Source organism: Nostoc mirabile CHAB5784 (assembly GCF_020829645.1).
Classification (GTDB): Bacteria; Cyanobacteriota; Cyanobacteriia; order Cyanobacteriales; family Nostocaceae; genus Nostoc; species Nostoc mirabile.
Genome location: NZ_JAIVFS010000143.1, coordinates 1 through 14,794 on the forward strand (window position 1 = coordinate 1; position 14,794 = coordinate 14,794).

Consider the following 14,794-nt stretch of genomic DNA (forward strand, 5'->3'; position numbering starts at 1 on the left):
CTGGAGCAGATATACTACAGAATTGTTAAAGGTCGCGGATGCTTTGAGGCTGACAAGATAATATTTTTAATCTCTAATTCCATTTGATTTGCGTTCTCTCATATCGCTTTTAGTCTAAACTCCAGTACTTATAGTCTATGTCCTAATGGGCTAGACGGTTGCTATATCACAGAACTTTCCTATTTCACGAAATTATTAAGCCGCCCTATCACCAGAGCGGCCTAAATTAACTCAATACCAAATAATCAGAATTACTGCCTTATTCGATTGAAGTCAGATTCTTGAGAAAACTAATGCTAGGAGAAAAGAAGTATTCACCACCCTTCAGGTGTACCCAACTTGGAAAGTTGAATCCGTCAATTGTTTCTGCTTCCCCCCATTTTTTCGGCCATTTTTGGTTTCTCTCAGCATCAGGTGGAGTTTGAGCAATAATTGGATCGGGGCCGACATTCACCTGAACAAAGTTATTGATATTAGACCAGGACGCTTGGATAAAATTGAACTGATTAGTAATATCAGCTTGAAAGCACAAGAACAACAAACCTGAACCTGTACTCTTTGCTTGAGTGTGGTCACATGCCCCAAAATTGATCCCACGACGAGCAATGCGATGATTTCTCTCTGTATCTAAAGATTGTGATTCAGTTACACCAGAAGATTCCACATGTCCTGTATCTCCTCTAGGATTAGATTTACGGATGTGAGCGTGGAACGGGCACTTAGTTCCCGTCCTATCTAAGTCATAATTGAAATCATTAGTTACTGTTGCCGGAATCTCCGAGAGTGTCAAAGGCGTTCCATCCCGAAAACGACCCATCATTAGCGCTCCAGCTAATTCTTTATCTATGCCTAGCTTCTCTGTTAGGAATTGTTCAGCACTAAGAAAGCCTTCGACGTCTTGTTCAAGTTTGCGGTAAACTAAATAACTGCCATAGCTATCGTCTAATTTACCGTTGGGATCTTTAGCCAAAATGATACTCAAAGGAGCACGAGCATCCCATTCTTCAAAGCCGTCACGTAGGTAGGCTTTTCTAACATCTTGCTTCAAAAACAGAGGTTGACTGACACCATCAACAAAGCCAAAGTGTTCAATAGGTTGTTTGAATTCATTTCTCAGGACAAAACCATCTTCTCTGTGAACAATTTGCGCTAACCGATACAGTTCTCGCGTAATCTGGTTAACTGTTTGCAGTAATTCTACTAAATTATCATCTGCTATCAGCAATAAGGCATGAATTTCATCTTGGAATCCTGGCTCCCAGTCTTCAACAGCTGGATCGCGCAACAGATTTTTGACACTATCATTTTTCATGCCAAAGCGAAAAGGTTCATTGCCAGGTATTTGGTATGGTTCAAATCCCAAAGACTCATAACCCTTACGCGATAACAAGAAATTCACAAATGGATCGCCTTTGATTTTCTCTCTTCTGTACCGTTCAGCTTCGTTTGACTGCTTCTGGGCAGATGTCACCCGATTAGCAAAATTTTGAATCCATTCCTTGAGTGCATCAGTTTGACCAGGCTTAAATTGCAAAAATAGATGCACAGCATAGTCTCGTCCATGCCCTTTAAGAATATTGCCCTGTAAATCACTAAGGAGAGTCTCGTATTTACCAGGTTTTGTAGGGTCAATACCATCTTTTGGGACTATTTGCAAATCTTCTTCTGTGAGTGCCATTACTGTAAGGTTCTGTTTAATATTTGGATGACACTGTTGCCGTATTAAATAACAGCAACAGTAGATTTGAAAAGTAATGGTAAGAATTCAGCACGGGCTAAACCTTAGCTATCCGCTAACAGGAGTCAGAAGTCAGAATTTAAAAGGAATGCAGTATGATCGGTAAATTTATGTAAGAAGTATTCTTCTGATTCTTTAACTATTCTGACCGGAGGCGGAGCGTCTCCGGCTCCGCTCCTGAATTCTGACCGGAGGCGGAGCGTCTTCGGCTCCGCTCCTGAATTCTTACAAGTGATGTACTTACGCTTCTAGGTTCACTATCTTGGCGTGAGAAGGAAAACCGTTGTTATTGACGTAGAACATCATGTAGTACCCAGGTGGGTAAAAGTTGGCGTTTGTCGGTGCTTTAAAGCTGATAGAAGATTTATCATCTGAAACTTTTTCTATCTGCAAATCTGCTAGCCGTTGCCCATAATCGAAAGAGTGAGTAACAGTACCCAACTTAATTAGAACAACAGACCCATCAGCAGTACCATCTTTAACTGAGATTTCCCTTGATTCACCATATTTAAGTGTTTGCAAATCATTTGTGATTTCTGGACGAGGGCCATCTTTAAACAGATAAGGTGGACTGAATATCTCTGCTTGCCAAATTTCAGCAGGCACAAAGGGTTCTGGGTCGTTTTCTACGAAGTAATCTTGAGGATTTTCGTAATAATGAGCCAGAGAGAACTCTTGAACATTCCCTGATTTGTCTTTCAATTGTGGTATTTTGTAATACTCTTTGGGATCTGGCAGCACATCAACCCGAACTGTTCCATCTTCTTGTCTAGCTCCACGACTAGCATTGCCACCAATACTTAAAACACGAGCATCTGGTAACAAAAGAGCGCCATTATGATACAACCTGGGGAACTTGCCAGGATTCATCGGAGTAGTTTTATAACCCCCTGGAGAAAACTTATCTTGAGTCATCAGTAATGGCTCATAGACCGGCTTGTATTCTGCAAATTCTCCACCATTGATGGTTAAGATTTCTTTGGTGGGCAGAATTACAGCCAAATTCATCGCCCGAGGTTTATCGAGAAACTTCTCAACGATTTTCCATTCCCCAGTCGGCTTATCGGTATGTTGTGGGGTAACCCAACGTTCTAAGCTGGAAGCAATCTTTACTCCCTTTGCTTCTAAATCAGTGTTGGTCTTGCCTAGATAAGGTCTACCAAAGTTAATGTCATTGGTGCCTAATATACCCCCAATAAGTAAAACATCTCCTTCGTTATTAGGATCAAGCAGCCCAGTTCCGTAAACCTTTGATATCGCCTGTCTGTCGGGGCCTGGTTCAAAGCTGACGCTAAATTTTTCTGGATTACTTGTGTTAACAGTCATCAAATAGCTCTTTTTGCTCTTGTGAACCTCAAGAGGAAATTTACCGGCACCATCACCTGTAATTAGTAACTTGCCATCAGCAGTAGGAAAGACACGGGGATAAACATCGATGTTGTCGTAAGTATCTGCTTCTGGGGAAATTTTGGTATTGAAGGGACTATTTTTTACATAGGTCAGATCAATATATTGAAATTTCTTAGTTGTGGGATCGTAGATTTCAATAGTTGGAGTAATCTGACCAGGTTTGCCATATTTTAGACCAGAGAAAATAACAATTTTCCCATCAGCTAAAGTTACAGGGCTAGGATACCAACGTCCCTCTTTAAGTGGGCCAACTGTTGACCAGGTTTCAGTTTTCCAGTCGAATACGTTGGTCTGTTTAGAGCCTTCAAATAATTCACCTGGGTAGTAGCGATTAGAGCCACTAATAAAGAGAATATTCCCATTTGCTAGGTGTATGTGTCCTGAACAAAAAGGATCGTTGCTTTGTCCATTTTGGATAGCAGGAGGCGAAGCAATGCGTTTAAATGTACCATCTTTAGGATCGAACAAGGCTGAATTATTGACTACTTGCTCATCACTTCCGTTGACTCCATCTACAAATTTGTTTTCTTGATTCAAAGTGTTACGATTACTACTGCCATTGACAATTAGTATTTTGCCATTAGGCAAAAGTGCTGTATGAACACCTTGCATCCAATCTTTTTGGTTTACAGGTCTGGGAACTATATCCCATTTACCTTTTGTTTTACTTGTCGGATCAATTATTTCTGATTGCTTTACAGATGAATAGGCTGCATCCGCTCTGGCTAACCCTGGATTGATTAGTAATCCTACCAAAAACAGCAGAATTACTAGAAATGCTAGTCTTTTATTCACGAATTTATTTTCTAAAAAGTCACGAAACATTGTTGTAAAAACCTGGCTTTAGATAAAGGGTTATGTTGCTATTCCCCCTATTTGGGTAATCAATTTGACTTATAAGTTGCTATTTATTTCAACCTCGAAATTTGACTCTTGCAAAACATCTATGTTGTTCAACCAAATAGTCATGCTTGCTATGTATTACTTTTAGCCATATCTGCTATTAGTTTTTATTTCAATCCTAGATAGCTGCTACTTTTCTAAAAGCTCGTAATAGCTGCAATCCGACTTCGCTTTGCAAGCGACTCAAAAGCTTAACAATGTTATACGTATACTAAAAAAAACATTTTAATATACGTATAATTGTTTAAATTCAATGAGTTTAGAACAATTTCAATTTACAGCTATTTGATTGATCAAGCAAGCATATTTAAGTAATATTGCGGAAAGGCGAAAAATTTTAATAATTAATATGACAAACTGTAAAATAAGATGTAATCTATTGCTAGAAGTGTTACAAAATCGGACTTTTAGGGTGAAGCAAGTCCCGTATTATCTAAGTGTCTGGTAGAGAAGTGGATGTCGCTTTATGATCATGAAACCACAGATGAACACCCATCAATGATCTGTGTGCATCTGTGATTCTAAATATCTTTAGACTGTATTTTCGCAAGAAGTCTAATGTTTACTGCCAAACATAGATAAGGACAAACAAAATAATCCAGATCACATCGACGAAGTGCCAGAACAACGAAGTCGCGTTGACGCCGAAGTGGCCTGTGTCGTAGTTGCCAGGTATGAAAGAACGTACCAAAATAATCAACTGCAACAGAATGCCGGTGAAAACGTGCAAACCGTGGAAACCTGTTAGCAGGTAAAACGTCCCACCAAATACCCCTGTGGTGAAGCCAAAAGCGAGGCTGTTCCATTCAATCGCTTGCCCAACCAAAAAGTAAGTTCCCATCGCCATTGTTGTCAAGAGAAACAGGCGAAATTTCACTAAGTCATGGCGTTGAAGGGCGCGTTCTGCTAAGTAAATTACAAAGCTACTGGCGACAAGAATTACTGTGTTGATTGTCGGTTCTTTTACTTCTAGCCCGGAAACACCAGCTGGTAGCCAGTTAGGAGTTGTTGTTTTGTAGATGGCATATCCGGCGAAAAAACTTAAGAAAATGACGCTTTCAGATAGTAGGAAGACAATGAAGCCAAACATCTTGTTGCCTTCTTCGTCGTGGGTATGTTCTGCGGCTGTGTGATGCAATTCATGGGAATTGATATAACTGTCCATTTTGCTTTTAGTTTGAGGGGGAATTTGAAACGCTTTAGGTAGCAAAGGGAAGCGCAGAGGTACGCGGAGGGTTTTTGCGTCTTCCCGATAGTTTGCGTTTATTCTGGGAGGTTGGCTGTTAAGGGTTCTGATTTGCCGTAGCCGTAGGGTTCGGAGATGATGATGGGGATTTCTTCAAAGTTTTCTACTGGGGGGGGTGAAGAAACCATCCACTCTAGTCCAATTGCCCGCCAAGGATTATTAGGTGCTTTCTCGCCTTGCATCCAAGAAATTACCATGTTGAATATGAAGGGTAAGGTGGACATTCCTAAGAGAAATCCGCCGAGGCTAGCGATGACATTCCAGAATTGATACTCTGGGGCGTAGGAAGCGACTCGGCGTAGCATTCCTTGCAATCCTAATGGATGCATGGGCAAAAAGTTGAGGTTGGTGCCGATGAAGGCTAACCAGAAGTGGATTTTACCCCAGCTTTCGGAGTACATCCGCCCAGTCATTTTGGGGAACCAGTGATAGATTGCCGCAAATAAGCCCATCGTCACTGTGCCGTAGAGGACGTAGTGGAAGTGTCCCACTACAAAGTAGGTATTGTTAACGTGGACATCAACCGGCACGGAGGAAAGCATGATGCCTGTGATTCCGGCGAAGACAAACATGATTAATCCGCCCAGAGCAAACAGCATTGGTGTATTGAGCCGCAGTTTACCGCCCCAAATAGTTGCTACCCAGGCAAATACTTTAATTCCTGTGGGTACAGACACGCACATTGTCGTCAGCATGAAAATCAACCGCATCCAGCCTGATGTACCACTGACGTACATGTGGTGTACCCAAACAATGCCGCTCACTCCTGCAATCAAAATGGATGAAATAGCGACTACTTTGTAACCAAATAGAGGTTTACGTGAATAAACTGGGAAGATTTCTGAGAAAATCGCAAAGACGGGCAAAATAATCACGTAAACGGCGGGGTGGGAGTAGAACCAGAAGTAATGCTGGAACATAACTGGATTCCCGCCCCTGCTGGGGTCAAAGAAGCTCGTGCCAACTGTGAGGTCGAGTAGCAGCATCACTGCGCCTGCTGTCAGCGCAGGTAATCCGAATAGTTGGATAATCTGGGCGCTAAACACTCCCCAGACAAACAAGGGCATCCGAAAGAAGCCCATTCCTGGGGCCCGCATCTTCACAATTGTGGTGACAAAGTTCACTGCCCCCATAATTGAGGATACGCCGGATATTGCCACCGCTAAGAGCCAGAGAACTTGACCATTAATCAAGTTACCTGTGGGATTCTGAAGACTGACTGGCGGGTAAGACCACCAACCGGCTTGGGCTGGGCCACCAGGGACAAAGAAGCTACCCATCATGATAATTCCGACTACTGGCACCATCCAAAAGGCGACGGCGTTGAGGCGGGGAAATGCCATATCTCGCGCCCCAATCATCAGGGGTACTAAATAGTTGGCAAAACCAACCAGTGAGGGAAATGTCCACAAAAACAGCATTATAGTGCCGTGCATGGTGAACATACCGTTGTAGACGGTGCGATCTACTAAATCTGATTCGGGTGTCATCAGTTCTCCCCGCATCACCATTGCAAAGATACCGCCAACGAGAAAGAAGAAGAAGGAGGTAACGAGATACTGGATACCAATTACCTTGTGGTCAGTACTAAAGCTGAAGTATTCTTTCCAATTACTTGGAGATTCGTGGTTATGCTTCTCATCAGGGAGAAGAATACCTTCAATAGGAACATTAGTCATGGTTACTTTCCTTTCAACCAGGTGAATTGACTAGAAGAGGTGCAGCAGGTGGAACTGTAACCCAACCAGTTTGGACTGATTGATTGGATGTTTGGGCATACTCAGAAGCCGCTTGATTTTTTGCTAGGGATGGCTTTTGGGTTGCAGTTTGTGCTAGCCACTGTTGATAATCTTCAGGAGATTCGACAACCACATTCGCCTGCATCGTCGCAAAGTATGTACCGCTATATTGGGAATCGGTCAATCGGTATTTGCCGGGACGGATGGGAGTAAATTCAAAGTCGATCGCATGGTTGGGAATAATATCCTGCTTGAGGCGAAATGCAGGTATATAAAAGCCGTGGAGAACGTCTTGTGATTTCAGCGCTAAACGTACCCGGCGATCGCTTGGTAAATGCAATTCGATACTGGTAATATCTTTTTCGGGGTAATGAAAAACCCACGCCCACTGTTTAGCTAGTACGTCGATTTTTTCTACAGGTTCAGTTAAGGCGTTAGCTGATACATCATTTGGTTCTGCATGAGCCGATTGCATTGCTAGCGGATTATGCAAGTGAACTAATTCCGATGGGCCTTGAATCCCCATTTGTTCGTAAACTTGGAAGCTGTAGCCCGCAATCCAAAACACCAAAAGAATTGGGATTGCCGTCCAGACAACTTCTAAGGTGATATTGCCATGAATTGGGGGGCCGTCGGTGAAGTCATCTTTGACTGCCCGATGGAAGATCACAGAATACATCAAAGTACTTGTTACTCCCAAGAAGATGAAAGCACCGAGGGTTACTAAGAAGCTAATCAAATCATCAATTAGTAGGGATTCGGCTGCTGCTTGGGGGGGAAGCCAGGAGTAAGCCTGCTTCCCGATCCAGAGACTAGTAACAGTCACTGCGATCGCGCCTGTCAGCAGCGTCAAAATATTTAAAATCTTCTGGATTTTCATGGTCACATTAGTCATTGGTCATTGGTCATTGGTCATTAGTCATTGGTCATTGGTCAGTGGTCATTGGTCGATGGTTAGTAACTTTAAACAAATGACATAGACGCGCTAGCGGCTTCCCGCAGGGTAGGACAAAGGACAATTGACAAATGACTTACTTGAGTGTTGTGTTGAGGTCTTGGTGCGATCGCAGCAAATTATCTGCTGTATTGTGTATGCCAAACTCGGTAGCCATTTGCGCCCCTAGTGTTCCGTGGACGTACATAATCAACATGATTGCTATGCCTGCAAACAGATAGATCCATTGCACTTCTCTATCTGTCTGTTTATATTCTTGTTTGCCCCAAACGAAGCGCTGCCATCCTCTCCAGATGGTCATGCCAACAATCAGCGCTAATAACAACACACCACCTACACCATGCCAAAGCATAGTTTCCATTGCCTGCAATCCCCAGGCACTCTTCATATCAGCTGGTGGTGTTGCCAACAGCATTTCGTAAAAGCCTGCTGCCACTGTGAAAAATGTGATGATGCTGGCAGCTAGCATGTTGTACCAGCCAACATCAAATAAGTTGTCACGTTCCACAGTAATTGCCAAAAATTTGAAGACCCATTTTTCAAAGGGGAACAGAACACCGACAATATCAAAGGTCATCCCAATGATGAACAAACCTATTGTCAGATGGACTAAGTTTGGATGAATGGGAATTGTGTAAGGTAATCCGTTTGCGCCTAGAGAGCCGCTCAATTGATCAATTAATTCTGAGTTCATCGCAACAGACCATCCTTTACTGCTTCCACAACTGGCACTGTATGCAATCCATACACCCAAACAAGTTCATCTCCGAGATATACTTGCAAGCCAACTATTAGGGTTAAAATTAACCCGGCTCCCAAATAATAAATTGGTACTTTTTGCGGGTTGCGGGCACGAATTACATAGCGCCAAGCTGTAATTGCTGTGATGATTCCCGAAAGCGACCAACCAATTAGCGTATGTAAATTCAGCACCGATTTAGCTAGGCTATAAGGTTGTGCTAAACCCGCTTCAAACTGACCAAAAATGATCGCAACGAAGATGGCGATTGTGGCAACTAACATGTTCCACCAACTCACCTCAAAAAGACTGGTTTTACCAGTAAAATAGCCAATCACATCGCAGAAAAAGGAAAACAACACCATCGCAATTACGAAGTGGACAACGATGGGATGAATCGTATCTGGATAGGGCAAATTGTGGTCGTTCAATGATGTAAAATACTCAAGCATTGTATTCTCCTGGACATATCTACCGCACTGTGGTCAATCAATTTTGGATTGCCAATTTTGGATTTTAGATTTATTCCGTCCCTGACGAGATATAAACCAAAAGACCTTAATCCAAAATCGCTAGTCAAACTTCAATGATTGATGGATACTCGCTAACATCACTACAAGTATCTATCCATAATTGACCGCAATCTGTTCAATATGTGCGCGGTGCAATACCTTTAATCATGTCTTAGCTTTTTGTAGACAAATTTAGTAAATTTGCCTTTAGGGAACGACTTTTGTTGCGCTTAATTTCCTCATGCCAATAGTCTGCAACAGCAATTTTTGATGTAGCTAAACCAAATCGCTGTCGTTTGTTGATTTGCTTAACCTACCTTTTAGCTTAAGTAAATTTTTATGAATTGTCAAAACAATAATAATTAAACTTTTAAAAGTTAGTTAGTTAGCAAAAATATATTTCTATAATGTATCGATTCTGGCATTAAAGAAAATTCAAAAAAACCATAAATATCATATTTTTTATGTAAAGTATTTCACAATGGTAAAATATTTAATTGTAATGTAAATGACAAAAATATATAATTTTGATTAGTGGGTATAAAAGTAAGTCAAGGTAAGTTAGTAGCCGTGGTGGAACTGGAGAATGCTGAAAGGATTTGATGAGCCATCAAGTCACACTAACAGGTGTGAGGACAAAACAAGTGGCATTTGAAATTGTGGTCATTGGTACTTCTTTGGGCGGATTATCAGCCTTAAAAATTCTCTTGGGTAATTTACCAGCAGACTTTCTAGTGCCGATCGCGATCGTGCAACACCGTCACAAGGAGTCTAACAACACACTCCAGGAGTTATTACAAGAATATACTTCGTTGCCGATTCGAGAAGTGGAAGACAAAGACGAAATACTACCAGGACATATCTACATAGCTCCAGCAGATTATCACTTATTGGTTGAACCAGGTCACTTTGCCCTCTCGACTGATGAGCCTGTTTCTTATGCCAGACCATCTATCGATGTGCTATTTGAGTCAGCAGCCGATGTCTACACCCAGCAAGTTATTGGTGTAATATTGACAGGAGCAAACCAAGATGGTATGCAAGGTCTTAAGAAAATAAAAGCGCGGGGAGGACTTACTATCGTACAAGAACCTGCCACAGCCCAGAGCGATGTTATGCCAGAAGCAGCAATTTCTGCTGTTGCAGTAGACTGGATTTTGACACTCTCAAACATTGCTTCCCAAATGGTCAAGCTTTGTCATTAATTACGGAAATAAACCCATGCAGATGGAACCCAAAGTAAACATCCTCCTAGTGGATGATAAACTAGAAAATTTGCTAGCACTAGAAGCAATCCTGGAAAAACTGGGAGAGAATCTGGTAAGAGCTACTTCTGGGGAAGAAGCTTTGAGGTGTCTGCTACATCAGGACTTTGCAGTGATTTTGCTGGATGTGCAAATGCCAGGGATGGATGGCTTTGAAACTGCAACCTTGATTCGCAATCGGGGGCGATCGCGTCACACTCCAATAATCTTTCTCACCGCCTTTAGCACTAGCGACCAAATGCTGTTTAAAGGCTATGCCTTGGGTGCAGTTGATTATTTGCTCAAACCATTAGACCCTAATATTTTGACTTCTAAAGTCACAGTATTCGTAGAACTATTTAAGAAAACAGAAGCTGTGAAGCAACAAGCAGCGCAGCTAGTAGCTGTCAATGCGGAACTCAGGCAAAGTGAAGAACGATTGCGATCGCTGAGTACCTGTTCACCCGTTGGCATTTTTGAAATTGATACTGAAGGCGGCTGTAGGTATACTAATCCTCGCTATCAGATAATTTGTGGCTTGAGAGCGGCAGAGAGTTTAGAAAAAAGATGGCTAGAATCTGTTCATCCAGAAGATAGAGAACGAGCAATCGCCAGTTGGTCTGACTACATTCGTGAAGGTCGTGATTACTCTGAAGAGTTTCGCTTTCAAACTACTCATGGTATCGTCCGTTGGGTTCAAGTTCGCTCATCACCCATGCTTTCCGGTCAAGGAGAATTGCTGGGATATGTAGGCACTCTCGAAGATATTACTGAACGCAAACAAGCAGAAGAAGTCCGCGCTCAAGTGATTCGAGAACAGACGGCAAGAGCCGAAGCAGAAGCAGCAAATCGGATGAAAGATGAGTTTCTCGCTGTTCTCTCCCACGAACTCCGCACACCCTTAACCTCAATGCTGGGCTGGTCAAAAATCCTCCGCTCTAAGAAACTTGACGAAAAAGCCACTTCCCGCGCCCTAGAGGCGATTGAACGCAACGCAATATCTCAGATGCAACTAATTGAGGATATTTTAGATGTATCCCGAATTATCCGTGGTCAGTTGCGGTTAAATGTATCTGCGGTGAATCTGATCGCGGTAACGGAGGCAGCCTTAGAGGCAGTGCGTCCCCTAGCAGAACCAAAAGATATTAAGTTAAATACTGTTCTGGATACTTCGGTCGGGTCAGTTTATGGCGATCCAGCCCGTTTACAGCAAGTTGTCTGGAACCTACTAACTAATGCCATTAAGTTTACCCCTAAAGGTGGCAGAGTAGATGTGAATCTGTCAGTAGTCTGTGGTGAAGAACAAGAAACAACTCACAAATACGCCCAAATTCAAGTTATCGATACAGGGATTGGCATCAGTTCCGAGTTTTTGCCCAAAGTATTTGAGCGTTTCCGGCAAGCAGACAGCACCACAACGCGATCGCACAATGGATTAGGACTAGGACTAGCGATCGTTCGTCATCTAGTGGAACTGCACAAGGGTACAATATTTGCCCAAAGTTTAGGCACTGGACAAGGAGCAACCTTTACTGTGAAATTGCCACTGCTACAAGACAATAGGGGTAGCAGGGCGAGTAGAGAAGCCACAGGAGAAATTTCCTCCCCTGTGGCATCAACCCCCCTTGCTGGACTAAGAGTTTTAGTTGTAGATGATGAAGCAGATACCCGTAACTTTCTCAGTTTTATGTTTGAGGAGTATGGGGCGATCGCCACTGCCGTAGGATCAGTTGATGAAGCCCTAGCAACACTTGAACAAGCAAAACCAGATATTTTGATTAGCGACATTGGCATGTCAGAGCAAGATGGTTATACGCTGATTCGGAAACTGCGCTCTTTAGAACCAGAAAAAGGTGGATGTATCCCGGCGATCGCTTTAACAGCCTACACGCGAGAGGAAGACCGCTTAGAAGCGCTAAGAGCAGGGTTTCAGCAGCATTTATCTAAGCCAATAGACCCCACTAAATTGATTGCTATGGTTGTCAATGTATTAAAGCTACCTGTAGAAGTTCCAGTGGGTTGATTTGGAATTGGGGAGTGGGGAGCAGGGAGCAGGGAGCAGGGAGAAGAATTTTCCCCTCAGCAAGAGCAGCCCCCCGCCCCTCTGCCTCTTTTCAATGCCCAATTTCAAATCAAGACGAAGTTAAGGCATGTTTTTTCAATTCGTCTAGGGAAACCATTTCCAAAGCTCTAGCATGGGTTGCAGAAAGGATGACCGGTGGAGCAACGCCAGCATCGAGAGCTTCTTGCCAGCGAGAAGCACATAAACACCAGCGATCGCCAGGCTTCAGTCCAGGGAAATTAGAATCAGGAACAGGTGTGCTTAGATCGTTCCCGTGGGATTTGGTGAACTCCAGGAATTCTGATGTCACTTCGGCACATACGACGTGCGAGCCTAAATCCTCACCACCTGTGCGACAAAAACCGTCGCGGTAAAACCCAGTTATGGGAGAAGTGCAGCAGGCTTCTAGGTTTCCACCGATTACGTTTTTAGCTTCTGTCATTGTTAATTCGTTGTACTTGATTTTTTGGCTTTGATATAAGCCTATATTGACACTTCCCTACTTGAATAAAAATCGCTATCCCTTATTAAGCAGGGAATTCTACAATCACTACTCATACATTGCTTTGAGTGGTAGAAGTGCGATCGCCTACGCCGGGTACGCCATTGCACTTACTAAACCTGGTAATAATACCAATTCTGTATAAAGATGCGCCAAATTTAGAAAGGAACGAACCGCAGAGACACAGAGAAGCCAGTGCGCCCTTGCGGTTAAGAGACTTGAAGCAACTGGCGCGACACAGAGGAGAAAAAGCAAGGTTAAAAAATTCAGCGAAGAACTGGCAGAATTTTTTCATATTTCACCTGCTGCTTTCTTCCCAAATTATCTTTAATAACTCGTTATTAGTTGAGTGTAGAAGTGCGATCGCACTTTGGAGAGTTGGTAACAGGTTTATACCAAGGTAAATACTCATCTAGGGTAAGCTTGCCGGAGAAAATACAAGTGTCAATTCTTAGTACTTGCAAGCGCTGCCATTGCTCAATAGACATTTTACAATCAACATCAGCCCATTTACGTTTCCTTGTCAATTATATAGAATTCTTTAACTTCTCTTTATCCTTTAGTTGCTTTATTAATAAAGTCAATTTTTCATATAAATCGTTTATATTAGTTGCTTCTTTGTAAGCTTTGTCTATTAAAGTTATTTGTTTCGCATAGAAAAAATTTGTTATGTTATATAATATTTGCATTCTTAATTTCCAGCTTTTTTTAAGGTCAATTAGGGTATTTTGTATGCAGTGGTCATAATTTTGTTTGTTTTGAACTAGGGTATTTTCTCCGTTTTCATTTTTACAATTTAAATCTGTGTATATCTTTATTTCACCAACTAGTCGCGTTATTAATGAATTTAACGGAGATAATATTTCCTCTAAATCTTCTTTTGATAGATTGTCCAGTTGTTGTTTTAAGTTTTCACACATATTATTGTTAAAATTTGTACACTTAACCTATTATAGGACTCGTATTTTATTTTTGAAAAACTCAAATAGTAGTTCTATATCTTACTGAGTAATTGTCTACGTCAAGGGTACGGAAAGGAAGCAAGTTGATACGTGGAAAAAAGTTTACAAAACTCTGGCATATTAATTCTTAGTTACTTTTGACAGTAAATTTTTGCTAAAAAGCCTAAATAACTTTTACCCCTAAAAATGCGATCACCTACGGCAGGCGAGGGGTTGATGAGAAATCGCCATTTTCAAGTTTGAGGGAATCAATAAAAACCCCTGGTAGTTAGCCAGGGGTAATGCAAGTCAGTACTTTTCGCATGGAATGTATCCTACTTAAATACCATAGCAACCGTCTAATTTAGAGATATGCCATTTTGCCAAACAAAAAAAGCCCCCAGTGGTAAGCCGAGGGTTAATTTTTTTTGGAATAGCGGTAATCTACAAAGCTATTATTCCCAGTCCAGTAGGCAATAGAATCAGAATTTCTATATATACAGGACTTACGCAAAAATTGTCAAAAAGCTTAATTTATCGAACCGCCAAGACGCCAAGAACGCCAAGAATTCGTAGAGTGTGCGTAAGTCCTGATATATATATTGTGATGTCTACAAAAGAGAGCTTCGGCGTATCCTAACCTCGTTGCTTACCCTTAAATAAGTAAAGCTAATAAGTTATATCAGCTTTACTGAAGTAATAAAACTTGATTAAAAATTGTAAAGCATTGTAAAGTAGATTCACAGGCAAAGACAAACGAGCCTGATTATAAAACAACTAACCGCACTTATAAAACCATGACA

The 14,794-nt window shown here is 41.9% G+C and carries 13 protein-coding genes; 2 read left to right on the plus strand and 11 right to left on the minus strand.

Annotated features, from left to right (window positions below; all coding sequences use genetic code 11):
* Positions 1–259: 259 nt before the first annotated feature.
* The 7 genes from LC653_RS40300 to LC653_RS40330 form a co-directional block, all read right to left on the minus strand.
* Complete coding sequence (locus tag LC653_RS40300; protein WP_229500922.1) at positions 260–1,678, minus strand: Dyp-type peroxidase; 1,419 nt, start codon at positions 1,676–1,678, stop codon at positions 260–262.
* A gap of 300 nt (positions 1,679–1,978) precedes the next feature.
* Positions 1,979–3,943: a galactose oxidase early set domain-containing protein gene (locus LC653_RS40305; RefSeq protein ID WP_229500923.1), complete on the minus strand. Its 1,965-nt coding sequence runs from the start codon at positions 3,941–3,943 to the stop codon at positions 1,979–1,981.
* 670 nt (positions 3,944–4,613) lie between these two features.
* The gene (locus tag LC653_RS40310) at positions 4,614–5,216 is read right to left on the minus strand and encodes a cytochrome c oxidase subunit 3 (protein WP_229500924.1); all 603 of its coding nucleotides are present in this window, start codon (positions 5,214–5,216) and stop codon (positions 4,614–4,616) included.
* A gap of 98 nt (positions 5,217–5,314) precedes the next feature.
* Positions 5,315–6,976, minus strand: coding sequence for a cytochrome c oxidase subunit I (gene ctaD / locus LC653_RS40315; RefSeq protein WP_229500925.1), 1,662 nt, complete (start codon positions 6,974–6,976; stop codon positions 5,315–5,317).
* Positions 6,977–6,989: 13 nt separating this feature from the next.
* The gene (locus LC653_RS40320) at positions 6,990–7,916 is read right to left on the minus strand and encodes a cytochrome c oxidase subunit II (RefSeq protein WP_229500933.1); all 927 of its coding nucleotides are present in this window, start codon (positions 7,914–7,916) and stop codon (positions 6,990–6,992) included.
* A 151-nt stretch (positions 7,917–8,067) separates the two neighbouring features.
* Complete coding sequence (locus LC653_RS40325) at positions 8,068–8,685, minus strand: DUF2231 domain-containing protein (RefSeq protein ID WP_229500926.1); 618 nt, start codon at positions 8,683–8,685, stop codon at positions 8,068–8,070.
* Positions 8,682–9,182: a DUF2231 domain-containing protein gene (locus tag LC653_RS40330; RefSeq protein WP_229500927.1), complete on the minus strand. Its 501-nt coding sequence runs from the start codon at positions 9,180–9,182 to the stop codon at positions 8,682–8,684. The genes LC653_RS40325 and LC653_RS40330 overlap by 4 nt, the downstream gene beginning before the upstream one ends.
* A 704-nt stretch (positions 9,183–9,886) precedes the next feature.
* Between LC653_RS40330 and LC653_RS40335 the strand changes: the two genes are divergently transcribed.
* Both LC653_RS40335 and LC653_RS40340 read left to right on the plus strand, forming a co-directional pair.
* Entirely contained in the window at positions 9,887–10,447 is a 561-nt protein-coding gene (locus LC653_RS40335) for a chemotaxis protein CheB (protein WP_229500934.1), read from the plus strand.
* A 16-nt stretch (positions 10,448–10,463) separates the two neighbouring features.
* On the plus strand, positions 10,464–12,509 hold the full coding sequence (locus LC653_RS40340) for a hybrid sensor histidine kinase/response regulator (RefSeq protein WP_229500928.1): 2,046 nt from the start codon (positions 10,464–10,466) through the stop codon (positions 12,507–12,509).
* 109 nt (positions 12,510–12,618) lie between these two features.
* On the opposite strand, the gene LC653_RS40345 is transcribed toward LC653_RS40340, so the two are convergent.
* From LC653_RS40345 to LC653_RS40360, 4 genes are all read right to left on the minus strand, one after another.
* Complete coding sequence (locus LC653_RS40345) at positions 12,619–12,990, minus strand: DUF2237 family protein (protein WP_229500929.1); 372 nt, start codon at positions 12,988–12,990, stop codon at positions 12,619–12,621.
* 112 nt (positions 12,991–13,102) lie between these two features.
* Entirely contained in the window at positions 13,103–13,345 is a 243-nt protein-coding gene (locus LC653_RS40350) for a hypothetical protein (RefSeq protein ID WP_229500930.1), read from the minus strand.
* 46 nt (positions 13,346–13,391) lie between these two features.
* Positions 13,392–13,538 carry a hypothetical protein gene (locus LC653_RS40355; RefSeq protein ID WP_229500931.1) on the minus strand — a complete coding sequence of 49 codons (147 nt, stop codon included), beginning with the start codon at positions 13,536–13,538 and terminating at the stop codon, positions 13,392–13,394.
* A gap of 39 nt (positions 13,539–13,577) precedes the next feature.
* Entirely contained in the window at positions 13,578–13,970 is a 393-nt protein-coding gene (locus tag LC653_RS40360; protein WP_229500932.1) for a hypothetical protein, read from the minus strand.
* Positions 13,971–14,794: the final 824 nt, after the last annotated feature.